General features: G+C 65.4%; 17 protein-coding genes. 9 read left to right on the top strand and 8 right to left on the bottom strand.

Annotated features, from left to right (window positions below; genetic code table 11):
• Positions 1-150: 150 nt before the first annotated feature.
• Positions 151-2,352 carry a TonB-dependent siderophore receptor gene (locus JL37_RS25625; protein ID WP_043547808.1) on the top strand — a complete coding sequence of 734 codons (2,202 nt, stop codon included), beginning with the start codon at positions 151-153 and terminating at the stop codon, positions 2,350-2,352.
• A 28-nt stretch (positions 2,353-2,380) separates the two neighbouring features.
• On the opposite strand, the gene JL37_RS25630 is transcribed toward JL37_RS25625, so the two are convergent.
• The 3 genes from JL37_RS25630 to JL37_RS25640 all read right to left on the bottom strand — a co-directional run bounded on the left by JL37_RS25630 (position 2,381) and on the right by JL37_RS25640 (position 4,294).
• Entirely contained in the window at positions 2,381-2,614 is a 234-nt protein-coding gene (locus JL37_RS25630; RefSeq protein ID WP_043547810.1) for a hypothetical protein, read from the bottom strand.
• Positions 2,615-2,911: 297 nt separating this feature from the next.
• A complete protein-coding gene (locus JL37_RS29840) occupies positions 2,912-3,259 on the bottom strand; it encodes a hypothetical protein (RefSeq protein WP_052097598.1) in 348 nt (115 codons plus the stop codon).
• 153 nt (positions 3,260-3,412) lie between these two features.
• Positions 3,413-4,294: a LysR family transcriptional regulator gene (locus JL37_RS25640; protein WP_156124403.1), complete on the bottom strand. Its 882-nt coding sequence runs from the start codon at positions 4,292-4,294 to the stop codon at positions 3,413-3,415.
• A 96-nt stretch (positions 4,295-4,390) separates the two neighbouring features.
• Between JL37_RS25640 and JL37_RS25645 the strand changes: the two genes are divergently transcribed.
• The 3 genes from JL37_RS25645 to JL37_RS25655 are packed head-to-tail and all read left to right on the top strand — an operon-like array spanning position 4,391 to position 6,916.
• Complete coding sequence (locus JL37_RS25645; protein ID WP_043547813.1) at positions 4,391-5,395, top strand: membrane dipeptidase; 1,005 nt, start codon at positions 4,391-4,393, stop codon at positions 5,393-5,395.
• Positions 5,396-5,427: 32 nt separating this feature from the next.
• The gene (locus tag JL37_RS25650; RefSeq protein WP_043547815.1) at positions 5,428-6,405 is read left to right on the top strand and encodes a tripartite tricarboxylate transporter substrate binding protein; all 978 of its coding nucleotides are present in this window, start codon (positions 5,428-5,430) and stop codon (positions 6,403-6,405) included.
• 13 nt (positions 6,406-6,418) lie between these two features.
• Positions 6,419-6,916 (top strand): RidA family protein, encoded by a 498-nt coding sequence (locus JL37_RS25655; protein ID WP_043547816.1) that lies wholly within the window; start codon positions 6,419-6,421, stop codon positions 6,914-6,916.
• Between the two features lie 7 nt (positions 6,917-6,923).
• Here JL37_RS25655 and JL37_RS25660 read toward each other — a convergent pair whose 3' ends face one another.
• Together JL37_RS25660 and JL37_RS25665 are read right to left on the bottom strand one after the other, a co-directional pair.
• Positions 6,924-7,526: an OmpA family protein gene (locus tag JL37_RS25660; RefSeq protein ID WP_043547817.1), complete on the bottom strand. Its 603-nt coding sequence runs from the start codon at positions 7,524-7,526 to the stop codon at positions 6,924-6,926.
• 2 nt (positions 7,527-7,528) lie between these two features.
• Positions 7,529-8,014, bottom strand: a complete 486-nt coding sequence (locus tag JL37_RS25665) for a hypothetical protein (RefSeq protein WP_231570431.1) — start codon at positions 8,012-8,014, stop codon at positions 7,529-7,531.
• Positions 8,015-8,247: 233 nt separating this feature from the next.
• Between JL37_RS25665 and JL37_RS25670 the strand changes: the two genes are divergently transcribed.
• The gene (locus JL37_RS25670) at positions 8,248-8,499 is read left to right on the top strand and encodes a hypothetical protein (protein WP_043547818.1); all 252 of its coding nucleotides are present in this window, start codon (positions 8,248-8,250) and stop codon (positions 8,497-8,499) included.
• Positions 8,500-8,522: 23 nt separating this feature from the next.
• Here JL37_RS25670 and JL37_RS25675 read toward each other — a convergent pair whose 3' ends face one another.
• Together JL37_RS25675 and JL37_RS25680 are read right to left on the bottom strand one after the other, a co-directional pair.
• Positions 8,523-8,903: a DCC1-like thiol-disulfide oxidoreductase family protein gene (locus JL37_RS25675; protein ID WP_043547819.1), complete on the bottom strand. Its 381-nt coding sequence runs from the start codon at positions 8,901-8,903 to the stop codon at positions 8,523-8,525.
• Positions 8,904-8,966: 63 nt separating this feature from the next.
• A complete protein-coding gene (locus JL37_RS25680) occupies positions 8,967-9,917 on the bottom strand; it encodes a GlxA family transcriptional regulator (RefSeq protein ID WP_043547820.1) in 951 nt (316 codons plus the stop codon).
• A gap of 120 nt (positions 9,918-10,037) precedes the next feature.
• Between JL37_RS25680 and JL37_RS25685 the strand changes: the two genes are divergently transcribed.
• On the top strand, positions 10,038-10,634 hold the full coding sequence (locus JL37_RS25685) for a LysE family translocator (RefSeq protein ID WP_043547821.1): 597 nt from the start codon (positions 10,038-10,040) through the stop codon (positions 10,632-10,634).
• A gap of 19 nt (positions 10,635-10,653) precedes the next feature.
• Here JL37_RS25685 and JL37_RS25690 read toward each other — a convergent pair whose 3' ends face one another.
• Positions 10,654-11,280: a DUF2239 family protein gene (locus JL37_RS25690; RefSeq protein WP_043547822.1), complete on the bottom strand. Its 627-nt coding sequence runs from the start codon at positions 11,278-11,280 to the stop codon at positions 10,654-10,656.
• A gap of 192 nt (positions 11,281-11,472) precedes the next feature.
• Between JL37_RS25690 and guaB the strand changes: the two genes are divergently transcribed.
• The 3 genes from guaB (at position 11,473) to JL37_RS25705 (ending at position 15,198) form a co-directional block, all read left to right on the top strand.
• Positions 11,473-12,933, top strand: a complete 1,461-nt coding sequence (gene guaB, locus JL37_RS25695; RefSeq protein ID WP_043547823.1) for an IMP dehydrogenase — start codon at positions 11,473-11,475, stop codon at positions 12,931-12,933.
• Between the two features lie 117 nt (positions 12,934-13,050).
• The gene (gene guaA / locus JL37_RS25700) at positions 13,051-14,643 is read left to right on the top strand and encodes a glutamine-hydrolyzing GMP synthase (RefSeq protein WP_043547824.1); all 1,593 of its coding nucleotides are present in this window, start codon (positions 13,051-13,053) and stop codon (positions 14,641-14,643) included.
• 162 nt (positions 14,644-14,805) lie between these two features.
• The gene (locus JL37_RS25705) at positions 14,806-15,198 is read left to right on the top strand and encodes a Rap1a/Tai family immunity protein (protein WP_043547825.1); all 393 of its coding nucleotides are present in this window, start codon (positions 14,806-14,808) and stop codon (positions 15,196-15,198) included.
• Positions 15,199-15,326: the final 128 nt, after the last annotated feature.

Here is a 15,326-nt window from a genome sequence, read left to right on the forward strand (position 1 = left end):
CCTTAGGGAATTTCATAACCGTCAGTTATTTCAAGGGCTTATGCGCGGGGAGAGCGGCGGGCCGGCAGATTGAGAATTTTCTTGGGCTGGGCCCGGCCGGCCTTGGTGAAAATTAAGTGCGAATCATTCGCATTTAATTGGAGCCCCCCGATGGCGTGCAAGCCTCTCCTTTCCAACACCCTCGCTCCCAGCGCAACCTTCTTCTCCGCCATGGCGGCGGCCACGCTGGCCGCTCCGGCCCATGCCGGCAACGGCGCATCCTCCGTGCATCACGTCCTGGATCCCGTCACCGTCTCGGCCTCGCCGGTGGACGGGTACAAGGCCAACCAGTCCAGTTCGGCAAAGTATCCCGTGCCCCTGCTCGACGTGCCCCAGACCATCACCGTCGTGCCGCGCGAGATCATCCAGGAACAGAACGCGCAAAGCCTGCGGCAGGTGCTGTCCAATGTGTCGGGCATTACCTTCAATGCCGGCGAGGGCGGCGGCGGCTCCGGCGACATGTTCAACATCCGCGGCTTTGCCGCCACTACCAATATGCAGGTCGACGGCCTGCGCGACAGCGCCCAGACCAGCCGCACCGACATGTTCAACCTGGAATCGGTCGAGGTCATCAAGGGCCCCAACTCCGTGTACGGCGGCGCCGGCACCACCGGCGGCTCGGTCAACATGGTCAGCAAGGAAGCCCGCGAGGGCAGCTTCACCGAAATGTCCGCCGGCCTGGGAACGGACCGCTACCGCCGCGCCACGCTGGACGCCAACCATGAACTTCCCGGCTCCGGCGGTTTCGCGGCCTTCCGTTTCAACCTGATGGGCCACCGCAGCGACGTGGCCGGCCGCGACGAAATCTACCGGCATCGCTGGGGCGTGGCGCCGTCGCTTGCGCTGGGCCTGACCGGGCCCACCCGCCTTACCCTCAGCTACATCCATCAGCGCGACCACAACCTGCCCGACTACGGCCTGCCGGCCTTGCAGGGCGCCAGGCTGGACGGCGTGTCCCAGCATGCCTACTTCGGCTGGCGCAACCTCGACCGCGAGAAAATCGACTCCGACGCGGTCACGGCCAAGGTGGTGCACACATTCAACGACAAGGCCAAGCTGCAGAACCTGAGCCGCTATTCCCGCGTCAGCCGCGACACGGTCATTTCCGCCTCGCACGCCAGTACGCTGGGCCTGGCGCCAGGCCGTTACCGGCCCGCAGGGCCACAGGCCTATGGCCGCGATTCGCTCACGGACATGTGGGCCAACCAGACCACGCTCAGTACCGCGTTCGACACCTTCGGCCTGGGCCACACCATGGTCAGCGGTTTCGAGTTCTCGCGCGAAACCTACGAACGCGACACCTATTCGTACAACATCGGGCGCCATTTCCCCGCCGAGGGCTATCGGCTTTCCAATCCCCCGGGATACTGGTCAGGACCCACCGCCAAAGCATATTCGGGCCGCAACAAGACCAGCCTGGAGGTCAAGGCGCTGTACCTCATGGACACCATCGCGCTGGCCCGCCAGTGGGATCTCAGCCTGGGCCTGCGCTACGACTGGATCGACGCCGCGCTGCGCAGCACCACGCCCACGGGCCAGGTCACCAGCGTCTCGGGCACCGACCGCAAGCTCAGCAGCCGCGCCGGCATTGTTTTCAAGCCCGCCGACAACGGCCGCCTTTATGTGTCCTACGGCACCTCGTTCAACCCGTCGGCCGAAAGCCTCGTCACCACGGGCTCGGGCTTCACCGCCGCCACGAGCGACCTCGACCCCGAAAAGAACCGCGCGATCGAACTCGGCACCAAGTGGGACGTGCTGGGCGGCAAGCTGGGGCTGACGGCGGCCCTGTTCCAGATCGAAAAAACCAACGTGCGCGAACGCATGGCCGACGGCACCCAGGCCCTGGTCGGACGGCAGCGCTCGCGGGGGCTGGAGCTGGGCGCGGCGGGCTCCATCACCTCGCAATGGAACGTCTTCGCCAACTACACCTACACCCAGGCCAAGACACTCAGTTCTTCGGCGTATCCCGAACGCGAAGGGCAACGGCTGGGCAACACGCCCCGTTCTTCCTTCAACTTGTGGACCACCTACAAGCCCGACGATTCATGGACGCTGGGCTATGGCGCGCGCTTCATGGGCACCCGCAACGTCACGGGGCAGGGGGACGGGGAACTGGCCAGCTACCTGGTGCACAGCGCCATGGTGTCCTACGACCTGGACAAGCATTTCAGGCTGCAGCTCAACGTGGACAACCTGGGCGACAAGGCCTACGTCGAGCGCGTGCGCCAGGTGCTGGGCAGCGAATCGCGTTCGTCCGCCATCGAGTACGGCGACGGCCGGGTGGCCATGCTGACGGCGACCTATAAGTTCTGATCGCGGCCGGCTATCGGCGGGCCGCGGCTCAGGAATGGCCGCGGCTGCCTTCCCGGCGGTAATACAGATAGCGCTCGATCTCCGCCTGCTCCACGGCCGGCTCCAGCGGGCGCCATCTGACGACGTATCCCCGATGCGCCGGCGGCATCCAGCCCAGTACGGAGTACATCGTGACTTCGGTTTCCCCCGTGTTGAATTCGGTTTCGAAGAAGCCCTGACGATGCGGTGGCTTGGTGCCACATATCCAGTTGGAACCTGGCATGACGTTCTCCCCTCATGCAGCGCCCGGTTCCCATCCTACTGGGCCACATCGTGAAATCGCATGCGTTCTAGCCCCGATGCGGAGCGGGGCTTGCTTGTGTTAGAAACATGGATGGAGCTGCTTTGGGATGGCGGTCGCAAACTTTGCGAACCTTTGCAGTTCGATTCCGGGGATGGCTGTAGCATTCGGTCATCGATATCCAGGAGACCGCCATGCACAGCAAGACACCCGCGCCCGAGCCGAACAAGCGCCGCTGGCCTTTCGGCTACGGCGAGGAAGAATAGGCCCGCGCGGGCCTCAGGCGGGTTGGAAGGCGCCGACCACGATCCAGGCGGCCACCGCGCCTATCCATAGTGTGGCTGCGTAGACGGCACGACGCGCCGCGGAACTGAGCTGGGAACGTTCCAGCCGCAGATTCAGCGCGCCGGCAGCCAGGAAACTCAGTGACCACGCCGAACCCGCCGCCATGGTGGCCGGCCACACCCAGTCGCCGTGCCAGTCGTCCAGCTTGCCATACAGCGGCATCAGCAGGGGATACCCCGCATAGTAAAGGGCCGCGCCCAGCGCTCCCATGCTGAGCACGCCCAGCACCGCCACGATCCCGAAGGCGGCCAGCGAGCGCCGCATACCCTTGAAGATTCCCATCGACCGTTTCATCCCCGATAAGCCACCGGCACGGTAGCACCGCGGCGGACCGGGTGGCAAACGTTGCGGGCAAGCGGTGCGCAGGCGGTCTAGCCGAGGCGCGAAATCCGTTCGCCCGGCCGCGAGAGTTCGTGGTAGACGTCGTCCAGGTAGTCAGGACCAGGCCAGCGCCAGTTCCGCGGCTGCGGTCCGGGTCAGGCCCAGCAATGCCTGCGAAGCAGGGCTGAGGGTTTCGCCCCGCCGGGTCAGCAGTTCCAGGCTGCGGGCGGCGCTCTGGTCCGCCAGGGGCAAGATGGCCAGGCCGTCGGCCGCGGGAACCGCCAGCGCGGGCAGGATGGTGACGCCAAAGCCCTGTTCGACGAAAGTGAGCAAAGAGGTGGTGTTGCGCACCGTCAGCAGCGAACCTTCGACCAGCGCGGCCACCTCCGGCACATTGAAACGCGCGCACAGGCCATTGGCGATGAACTCGGCGGCGTCGATGTCGCTCCAGCGCACGTCGCGGCCCAACATCGTCAGGCTGTGGCGGGCAGGGCACACGAGCACGAAGCGGTCCGCGAACAGCGGCTCGGCCAGAATCCCCGGCAGGGGCTCGGGCAGGGTGGCGACGCCGAAATCCACCGCGCCGCTGGCCACCGCGCTGCCCACGGCGGCGGAATCGATATCGCGCAGATCCACCCGCACCCGGGGATATTGCCGGCGCATCTGGCCGATGACCCGCGGCAGCAGCCGCGTGGCCGCGGACGGCACGGCTGCCACCTTGGCCGTGCCCAGGGCGCCGCTGGCGTAGCGCAGCATGTGGGCCACGGCCGAGTCGTATTCGGCGATGGCCCGTTGCGCGTGCGCGCGTACATAAATGCCCAAGGGAGACAGCCGGATCTTGCGTTCGCCCTCGAACAGCGGCCCGCCCAGCTCGGATTCCAGCTGTTTCAAGGTCATGGAAAGCGCCGCCGGCGTGCGGCCGACGCGGTCGCCCGCCTGGGCCAGCTCGCCCGCATCGACCACGGCCAGGAACATGCGCAAGTGCTCTAGCTTCACGATTAAGAAATTATTGAATGGATGAAAATAATTTTAGTTTGACTGAAATTTGGCTGGATATCTACAGTACCGCTCATCCCATTCAAGGAAGCAGCAATGAGCGCAACCGCCTTACGCGTAGATGGCCTGCAGTACAGCAACTGGTCCGAAAAGATATTCCGGCAATTGCGCGAAGGAGGCGTGGACGCGGTCCACGTCACCATCGCCTATCACGAGAACCTGCGCGAGACCATCCTGAATATTGAGCGCTGGAACACCTGGTTCGAGCGCTATCCGGAATTGATCGTGCAGGCTCGCAGCGGCGACGACGTCAGGCGCGCGCAAGAAACGGGGCGCACGGCCATCATCTTCGGCCTGCAGAATCCTTCGCCCATCGAGGACGACATCGGCCTGGTAGAAGTGGTTCACACCCTGGGCGTGCGCTTCATGCAGCTGAGCTACAACAACCAGTCCCTGCTGGCTTCGGGCTGCTACGAATCCGTGGACAGCGGCATCACCCGCATGGGGCGGGAAGTGATCAAGGAGATGAACCGGGTCGGGCTGGTGATCGACATGAGCCATTCAGGCGAACGCTCCACGCTCGAAGCCATCGATCTGTCCGAGCGGCCCATCACCATCAGCCACGCCAATCCGCATTCGTGGGCCGCGGCGCTGCGCAATAAATCGGACACGGTGATGAAGGCGCTGGCGTCCGCGGGCGGCATGTTCGGTTTTTCGCTCTATCCCCACCATCTGAAGGGCAAGTCGGCCTGCACCCTGGACGACTTCTGCGCCATGGTGGCCCGCACGGCCGATCTGATCGGAGTCGAGCACCTGGGCCTGGGGTCGGACCTGTGCCAGGATCAGCCGGATTCCGTCGTCCAGTGGATGCGCACGGGCCGCTACACCAAGGGCGTCGATTACGGCGAGGGATCCGCGGCGCAGCCGGGGTTTCCGCCCCAGCCCGGCTGGTTCCAGGACAGCCGCGACTTCGCCAACATCGAGGAAGGGCTGCGCGCCACGGGGTTCTCGCCGCGCGAGGTGGCGTTGCTAATGGGCGAGAACTGGATGCGCTTTTTCGACCAGAGTTTCGGCCCGGCCGCCGCGCCGAGCGAATCGTAATTTCCCTTGGGCCGCAACCCCGGAGCATGAACATGAAGAAAGCCGTCCGCCTTTTCGCATCCGCCGCCCTGGCCTTGGGCGCCCTGTGGAATGGGCAAGCCTGTGCGCAGGAATTCCCGAACAAGAACATCCAGATCGTCGTGCCGTTCCCGCCGGGAGGCGTGGCGGACCTGGTCGTGCGCACGGTGGCGCAAAAGCTCGGCCAGGACATCAAGCAGCCCGTATTGGTGGTCAACAAGCCCGGCGCCAGCGGCATTATCGGCGCCGAATACGTGGCCCGGGCGCCCGCGGACGGCTATACCCTGCTGCTGGCGAACCTGCCGATCATGTCGATCAATGAACTGCAGTACGCCAGCCTGCCATATTCCGCCGCGCGTGATTTCGCGCCCGTGATCCTGCTGGCCGACCAGCCCTACATCATCGCGACCAGCCACTCCGTGCCGGCCAAGACGATGAAGGAGTTCATCGCCTATGCCCATGAAAAACCCGACGCGCTGACCTTCGGCTCGGCCTCCAGCTCCACCTTCCTGGCGGGCGAGCTCTTCAAGCAGCGGGCCGGCATCCGTATGGCGCACATCCCGTACAAGGGCAGCGCGCCCGCCATCAATGACCTGCTGGGCGGCCACATCAGCCTGATCCTGGACCCCGTGATCACGCTGCTGCCGCACGTGCAGGCAGGAAAGCTGCGCGCCCTGGCGGTGACTTCTCCCACCCGCATCGACTCCGCGCCCGACATCCCGAGCTACAAGGAGGTGGGCCTGGCCGATCTGGACATCACTTCCTGGCAGGGCATCGTGGCGCCTGCCGGCACGCCCGCGCCCATCATCAGGAAGTTGAACGAGGAATTCAACAAGGCGCTGCAATCGCCCGAAGTCGCCACGCGGCTGAAAGAGCAGGGGGTAAGCACCAAAGGCGGTTCGGCGGAAGCCTTCGCCAGCTTCGTCGCGGGCGAGAGCAAGCGCTGGGCCACGCTGGCCAAGCAAGTCAATTTCCTGCCCGGCAAGCTCTAGAAGGACGGCGGAAATGGGCGAAACGGAATCGCGATTGAAGGCGCTGGGGCTGGCGCTGCCGGCGCCCACGCCGACGCACTATGCCTACTTGCCGGCGCTGCGGCATGGCAACACGGTGCATGTGGCCGGCCAGATCCCCAAGGTGGCGCCCGACCGCCTGCTCATTCAGGGCGCGGTCGGAGAACAAGTGTCTGAGGAGCAGGCGCGCGAGGCCGTGCGCCTGTGCGTGCTGCACGCCTTGTCGTGGGTGGCGCACAGCGCGCAGGGCGGCCTGGACGCCGTGGCCCAGATACTGCGGGTCAATTATTACTTCCAGGTGGGCGAGCGCAAGAGCGCCCGGCTTTCCGCCATTGCGGACACCGGATCGGAACTGCTGTCCGAGCTGTTCGGCGCAAAGGGGCGGCATCCGCGCTCGGTCATCGGCGTGCGGGAACTGCCGCGCGACGCGCCGGTGCTGATCGATATGGACGTCGCCCTGCATGCTGCGGACGAGCCGGCGGCGGCCCGCTGACGCCTCGCTACTGCTTCTTGGGCAGCACGAATTCCACGCGCCGGTTCTGGGCTCGGCCCTCCGGATTGTCCGCGCCGTTGGCAAGCTTATTGGGCTGGACCGGCTGGGTATCGCCCAGTCCCTTGGTGCTCAGCCGCGACGGGTCCACGCCATGGCTTGCCAGCCACTGCGCCACCGCCTTGGCGCGACGCAGCGACAGATCCTTGTTGTAGGACGCCGATCCCTTGGAATCGGTGTGCCCTTCGATGACGACCTTGCCGCCGGAGCCCGACTTGATCAGGCTGGCGATGTCCTGCAGCGTGGGCTCGGCGGCGGGCCGGATTGCGGCCTTGTCGAAGTCGAACAGCACGTCGCCCAGCATCGATACCGTCACGGCATTCTTGTCCTGCCGCACCGACAGCCCTTCGTGCCGGGCCGCCAGCCCGTCCACCCGAGCAGTCAGGTCGGACACGCCTGCGCCGGTGTCGGAAGGAAAGCCCTTCAGGTCCAGGATCGTGGCCTTCAGATCGAGGATCTCGGCCTTATAGGGAGGCTCTTGCGCAAAAGAGCCGCCGGCGGCGGCCAGCAGCGCCGCGGCCAGCAGAGTCGACGCGCCCGGATGGCCGGCCATGGCTAGCGGTCGGTGATCTTGATGGCGTCCAGGGTCTCGACTCCCGGGATCGTTAGCGAGACTTCGGTGATCTCTTTGGGCGGCGCCGGGAACTTCCCGTGCCAGGTTCCGGCGATGGGGGAGTCTTTCGAGGTCCGGATCAGCAGCTTGGGATTGGTCAGCGGCTTGTCGTTGCTGTCTTTCAGCAGCAGGTACTTCTTATTGCCCGCGACGACGTAGAAGCTGTTCTCGTAGTCGTTCTGCGTGACCGCCGAATAGACCATCTCGCTCTTGCCGGAAACGATGGGCTTGAACCGCATCTTGATGGAAAGGATGTCGCCATTGCGCACCGCTTCGATCACCTGGCCCTCGGCCGTGCCGGAGTCGACCATGCCGGTCGCCAGGGGGGCGGGGGCGTCGGCCTGCGCAAAGGCGGCCTGCCCGATGGCGGCGAGGGTCATGCAGGCGCCAAGCGCACAGGCGGCGGCCGTCTTTCTGATCGAAATCACGATAAGCATCCTCTGTTGTTCAACGTTCGGGGCGATGTATCGGGGGCCAGTACTCATACTTTGGGCGTAATCCGGAGCCCAGCGCAAGATGGTCCGACTTTCGGGGACTTATTGCAGTTCGATATTTTTCCAAGACGTTACGGAATCTAGCCGCACTGCGGTGAGAATTGCTGAACTTTCGCGGGTTGCGCTTTCGTACGATCCCCTTAAAGCATAGAAAAAGGGGATGGGCCATGGAGACCTGCGAAAAATGCGAAGCCATCGTTCCGAACCAGCGCGACGCGCCCGGGCATGAGCACCTGATCAGCCTGGGCGACGTGCGTTCTTTGGAGGAGGGCAGGCGCGGCGTGACGCGGGAAGCGTTCACCTGCGCGCAGTGCGGCGCGGAATGGGACTACCGGCACGACAAGCGCGATCCATCTTCCGGCTGGAGCCGCTGCGACGCCGCTCCCCAAGCCGCGGAACGCGCCGCGAACGCCGCCTAGCGGCATCCGGCGGGCCGCGCGCCCTATACCTGCATCTTCTTCTTGCCCAGCAGGGTCAGCGCCAGGCTCCTGCCCGTGCGCATGAACGGGTACAGGGCGGTCGACAGGCAAGGGTTGCGGAATATGGCGGCGTTGAAGCTGTTGAACAGATCGTTGCCGGTGCTGATGAGCGCCAGCCGGTTGATGCAGTCTGCGCCGAAATAATCCTTGCCGTCCAGGTGCAGCAGCATGCCCTGGTTCAGGTCGTATCCCTGCGCCTTGTAGGCCACCGCCAGGTCGGGATGGTCGCGCATGTTCAGCAGCTCGACCGGGCCCACGGCCTTTTGCAGTTGCAGCATCCGCACATAGTTAGCGCAGAAGGGGCAGTCTCCGTCGTAGAGCAGGAAGTTCTTCGCAATGGCCATGATGCACCGTATGGAATGCGCGGCCGCGAAAAGCGCGCCCGCCAGCCCTGATTAAAGCGCATATCAGCGCAGTTCGCGCACCCCCTGGCCCAGGCGCCGCCGCAGCAGGTTCCGCAGGGTGACGCCGTCCGCGTAGCCCACCTGCGCCGCGATCCGCTCCAGCGACAGGCTGCTGGTCTTCAGCAGGTGGGCCGCGCGTTCTACCCGCAAGTCCTGGAAGAACGACAACGGGCTTTTGCCCAGCACCTGCTGTGTGCGCCGCGCCAGGGTGCGCTTGCTGGCGCCCAGTTGCTGCGCGGCGGCGTCCAGCGAGAACCCTTGCGCAAGATGCTCGCGCGCCCAGCGCTCGAAGGCCTGGACCAGCGGATCGGCGTGCGCCAGGTGATCGGTGAGCGCGTAGGCGGATTGCGCGGGCCGCTGGTCCACGATCAGATAGCGCGCCACCAGCGCCGCCAGTTCAGGGCTGGCCTGGCGCACCAGCCATAGCGCCATGTCCATGTGTCCCAACGCGGCGCCCGCCGTCAGCAGGGAGGAAGAGCGGACCAGCATGCGGCTGTCTTCCAGTTCGACCTGCGGATAGCGTTGGCGAAAGAGCGGCGCCAGCCACCAGGTGGTGGTGGCCTTGTGGCCGTCCAGCAGGCCCGACTCCGCCAGCACGAAGGTGCCGATGCAGGCAGCGGCGGTGCTGCCGCCAGGCCCGCGTTCGCGCAGCATCCGGCCGCTGTCGCGCACGTCCGGCCGTTCCAGGGCCGGCAGCAGCGTGCCGGGCATCTTGTAGCCGATGGCGGGAATCACGATCCAGTCCTGCGCGGCCGGATCCGGATTGCCCGCCACCGGCACGCTGAATCCTTGCGATGTGCGCACCTTGCGGCGCATGCCCACGATGCGGGTATCGAAGGGAGGGATGCGCGTGGGCAGCATGGGCGCCAGTTCGTTGGCCGTCGCAAACACGTCCAGGATCGCCGACAGGCCCGTGTCGAACACGCCATCCAGGGCGAGGATCTGCAATTGCATGGCAAGAACGCTATCAAAGATGTCAATAGCGCCAATATTAATCAGGCCCGACCAGGCTCACAATGCCGCTGTCTTTCCAGCCGCGGCAGGCACTGCGCGGCGCGTATCGGGAGCCATGCCTTGTCCACCGAAAACCTGCTTGCCCTGGCCACGTTCGCCCTGGTGACATCCATCTCGCCGGGGCCCAGCAACGTCATGCTGATGACGTCTGGCGCCAACTTCGGCTTCGCCCGGACGCTGCCCCAGGTGCTGGGCATCACGGCCGGCTTCACTTCGCTGCTGCTGGGAGTAGGGCTGGGGCTGGGCGCGGTGTTCGAGGCCTGGCCGGCCTTGTCGTTGGCGCTGAAGATCATGGGCGCGGGCTATCTGCTGTATCTGGCATGGCGCATCGCGCTGTCGCGCTCGATGGCGCCGGACCAGGCGGCGTCGGCGCGCCCGCTCAGCTTCGTGGAATCTGCCCTGTTCCAATGGGTCAACCCCAAGGCGTGGATCGTGGCGCTTGCTGCCGTGGCGGTGTATATGGATGCGGCGGCGCCATGGGCTTCGCTGGGCCGCATGTGCGCCGTGTTCGCGCTGGTCAACCTGCCCGCCGTTTCCGTGTGGGCGGGCTGCGGCGTGGCGCTGCGCGGGTTCCTGGCGCGGCCGGGGCGCCTGAAGGGCTTCAATATCGGCATGGGCGCGCTGCTGGCGGCCACGCTGTGGCCCATGTTGCGCTGAGCCGGACTTGGCGGCGGCGTCAGCCCGCTGCCGCCTCGCCGGGAGACGGCCACGCCAGGCCCATGGCGTAGCCGCGCACGTCCCGCGGCCAGTCCGCGATCTGGCGGGCAAAGCGCTCTGGGTCGTCCGCATAGAGCGCCCGCGTCGCCTCTTCGAAGCCGGGCAGGTTGCCCGCCATGCCGGACATGAAGCGGTACGCAGCTTCCTGGCGCTGGCGCAGATGGTCCCGCGCCTCATTGTCGCGGCGGGCCTGCTCCACCAGCTTGCGCAGCGCCACGGATGCGCCGCCCGGCTGCGCGCCTAGCCAATCCCAATGGCGGGGCAGCAAGGTTACTTCGCGCGCCACCACGCCCAGCTTGGGCCGGCCGCGGCCGCGCGGCTGCGCCTCGTCTGCGGATGTATCGGGTTGCGGAGCGGCCGGCGCGGCAAGAGGACGGTGGCGTTCGGCGACGGCGGCATCGTCGCCGCTCAGGTCCAGGTCCACCTGTTTGCCGGACAGGTCGTCGAATACCAGGATAGGGGCGTCGCCGCCGGCAGGCAGGGCTTGCTTGACGGCCAGCGCCACCTCGGCGAGGGAGCCGGCGGCCAGAATGCGATGGCCGGCAAACGCGGTGTGCGGATCGGCGGGAGAAGTGGGCTGATGCATGATTTAGTCCGGGTAAAATTATTCGGCGAATTATGATCCGGGTAAAAATATAAGTCAATGCACCCGGGTAAAAATATCCAAACGGGGCCGCCGGCCCCCGGGGAACGCAGAAATATCCCTGTGCACCTAGGGTCAACACCTAGGCAAAACACACAGGCGGCGTATAATCTTGCTTTGCGCCCGGAGTTACCCATGCGTCTCGTACAAAAAGCGCTCACCTTCGACGATGTGTTGCTGGTGCCTGCGTATTCCGAGGTCCTGCCTCGCGACACTTCCCTGGCCACGCGCCTCACTCGCAATATCAGCCTGAATATCCCGCTCGTGTCCGCCGCCATGGACACCGTCACCGAGTCGCGCCTGGCCATCGCCATGGCGCAAGAGGGCGGCATCGGGATCATCCACAAGAATCTGTCCGCTGAAGCCCAGGCCCGTGAAGTGGCCCGCGTCAAGCGCCACGAATTCGGCATCGTGATCGATCCGGTCACCGTCACCCCCCAGATGAAAGTGCGCGACGCCATTGCGTTGCAGCGCCAGCATGGCATCTCGGGCCTGCCGGTGGTGGAAGGGCGCAAGCTGGTCGGCATCGTCACCAACCGCGACCTGCGTTTCGAGGAAAGCCTGGATCAGCCCCTGCGCAACATCATGACCCCGCAGGAACGCCTGGTCACGATGAAGGAAGGCGCCACGCTGGAAGAAGCCCAGGCCCTGATGCACAAGCACCGCCTGGAGCGCGTGCTGATCGTGAACGATGGCTTCGAGCTGCGCGGCCTGGCCACGGTCAAGGACATCGTCAAGAACACCGAGCACCCGATGGCCAGCAAGGACGCCCAAGGCCAGCTGCGCGTGGGCGCGGCGGTGGGCGTGGGCGCCGGCACCGAAGAACGCGTGGAAAAGCTGGTTGCCGCCGGCGTCGACGTGCTGATCGTCGACACCGCGCACGGCCACTCCAAGGGCGTGCTGGAAGGCGTGCGCTGGGTCAAGCAGAACTACCCCAAGGTTGAAGTCATCGGCGGCAACATCGCCACCGCCGCCGCCGCGCGCGCGCTGGTCGAGCACGGCGCCGACGGCGTCAAGGTCGGCATCGGCCCCGGCTCCATCTGCACGACGCGTATCGTGGCGGGCGTGGGCGTGCCGCAGATCCACGCGATCTCCGAAGTCGCCAAGGCGCTGGAAGGCACGGGCGTGCCGCTGATCGCCGACGGCGGCATCCGCTACTCGGGCGATATCGCCAAGGCCCTGGCCGCCGGCGCGTTCGCCTGCATGATGGGCGGCATGTTCGCCGGCACGGAAGAAGCGCCGGGCGAAGTGGTGCTGTTCCAGGGCCGTTCTTACAAGTCGTACCGCGGCATGGGCAGCCTGGGCGCCATGACGGACGGCTCGGCCGACCGCTACTTCCAGGATCCCTCCAACAACGCCGACAAGCTGGTGCCGGAAGGCATCGAAGGCCGCGTTCCCTACAAGGGCAGCGTGCTGGCCATCATTTACCAACTGGTCGGCGGCATCCGCGCCTCCATGGGCTACTGCGGCGCCGCCACCATCGACGACATGCGCACCAAGGCCGAATTCGTGGAGATCACCTCCGCGGGCGTTCGCGAGTCTCACGTGCACGACGTACAGATCACCAAGGAAGCGCCCAACTACCGCGCCGACTGATCCGTACAGTCAACTACAATGTCATGCATCACGCACCGGCAGAACCGCAAATGAACCAGCGGTTCTGCCGGTGCGGTTTTATTTACTGCGGTTTCATTCATTACCGGTAGAGTCTCCATGCACCAGCGCATCCTCATTCTCGACTACGGTTCGCAAGTCACCCAACTGATCGCCCGCCGCGTCCGCGAAGCCGGCGTGTATTCCGAAGTGCATCCGGGCGACGTCGACGACGCCTTCGTGCGCGAACAGATGGCGCAAGGCCTGAAGGGCATCATCCTGTCGGGCAGCCACGCCTCGGCCTACGAAGAAGGCTCCATGCGCGTCCCGCACGCCGTGTTCGAGCTGGGCGTGCCCGTGCTGGGCATCTGCTATGGCATGCAGTCCATGGCGCAGCAGCTGGGCGGCGTGGTCAGCTTTTCCGACCACCGCGAATTCGGCTACGCCGAAGTCCGCGCGCACGGCCACACCAAGCTGCTCGACGGCCTGACCGACTTCACCACGGATGAAGGCCACGGCATGCTCAAGGTCTGGATGAGCCACGGCGACAAGGTCACCGAGCTGCCCCCGGGTTTCAAGCTCATGGCGTCCACGCCGTCCTGCCCGATCGCCGGCATGGCCGACGAAGACCGCAAGTTCTACGCCGTGCAGTTCCACCCCGAAGTCACGCACACCGTCCAGGGCAAGGCCATGCTGGCCCGCTTCGTGAACGAGATCTGCGGCTGCGAAGGCGACTGGAACATGCCCGACTACGTGGCCGAGGCCGTCGCCCGCATCCGCGAGCAGGTCGGCGACGACGAAGTCATCCTGGGCCTGTCGGGCGGCGTGGACTCCTCCGTCGCCGCGGCCCTGATCCACAAGGCCATCGGCGACCAGCTCACCTGCGTGTTCGTCGACCACGGCCTGCTGCGCCTGGACGAAGGCAAGCAGGTCATGCAGACCTTCGCCGAAAACATGGGCGTGAAGATCATCCACATCGACGCGACCGCCCAGTTCATGGGCAAGCTCGCCGGCGTGGCCGATCCCGAAGCCAAGCGCAAGATCATCGGCCGCGAATTCGTCGAAGTGTTCCAGGAGCAGGCGGGCAAGCAGAAGAGCGCCAAGTGGCTGGCCCAGGGCACCATCTACCCCGACGTCATCGAATCGGCCGGCGCCAAGACCGGCAAGGCCACCTCCATCAAGTCGCACCACAACGTGGGCGGCCTGCCCGACACGCTGAACCTGCAACTGCTGGAGCCGCTGCGCGAACTGTTCAAGGACGAAGTCCGGGAACTCGGCGTGGCCCTGGGCCTGCCGCCGCAGATGGTCTACCGCCACCCGTTCCCCGGCCCCGGCCTGGGCGTGCGCATCCTGGGCGAGGTCAAGCACGAATACGCCGAACTGCTGCGCCGTGCCGACGCGATCTTCATCGAAGAGCTGCGCAACACCAAGGACGAGGCCAGCGGCCTGACCTGGTACGAGCTGACCTCGCAAGCCTTCGCCGTGTTCCTGCCCGTGAAGTCGGTGGGCGTGATGGGCGACGGCCGCACCTACGAATACGTCGTGGCCCTGCGCGCCGTGCAGACCTTCGACTTCATGACCGCCGACTGGGCGCCGCTGCCGCATCCGCTGCTGGCGCGGGTGTCTTCGCGCATTATCAATGAGGTGCGTGGGATCAACCGGGTTGTGTACGACGTGTCGAGCAAGCCGCCGGCGACGATTGAGTGGGAGTGATCCCGCGCTTGTCCTGCGGCAAGTAACAAAGGCGCTTCGGCGCCTTTTTTATTTTTTGCATCCCGGCACGATCAAGGCGCATGGCACCGGAGTGCTTATGAAGGGCGAAATCCCGCACTGATACCATCTTGTCTGTTTCGACGTGATCGAGGAAGCCGATAGATGAGATTTCGACACCGCATCCCGTACCGCAATCTGGCCGGACTTGTGCTGGCGCTTTCGGCGATGGCCGCTCAGGCGCAGCAACCCGAGGTCTACCGGCCCATCACCGCGAAAGAGCTGCTGGCGGGATTCATGGAGGGCGGGTTGGCGACCTGGATTCAGGATCCAGTGCAGCGTTCCTCGCTTTCGACGTTCATGGCGACCGCCTACGTGCTGGGCACGGCCGACAGCGTGAAGGGGCAACAGTGGTGCCCGGGGCAGGATGTGCGCATGGAGAGGTTCTCGGAGCGGGTGATGGATTACTTGGCCGATCTTCCTCAAGCCAGGCAGGAGGAAAGCGCTGCAAAGATCGTGGCGGAAGCCTTGGGAAAGGCTTATCCATGCCGGCGATGAGCGCCATGCCGTCCTTGTGAAGAAGATCATATCGTGGACTAATGATTCGCGATGGAACTGGCTTGCCCGGCAGACGAGCCAGCCCTGATTCGCCCGATATCAAGCGCTGTAGCCTGAATATGAACAAA

This window comes from Achromobacter sp. RTa, assembly GCF_000757485.1.
In the GTDB taxonomy this organism is placed as follows: domain Bacteria; phylum Pseudomonadota; class Gammaproteobacteria; order Burkholderiales; family Burkholderiaceae_B; genus Achromobacter.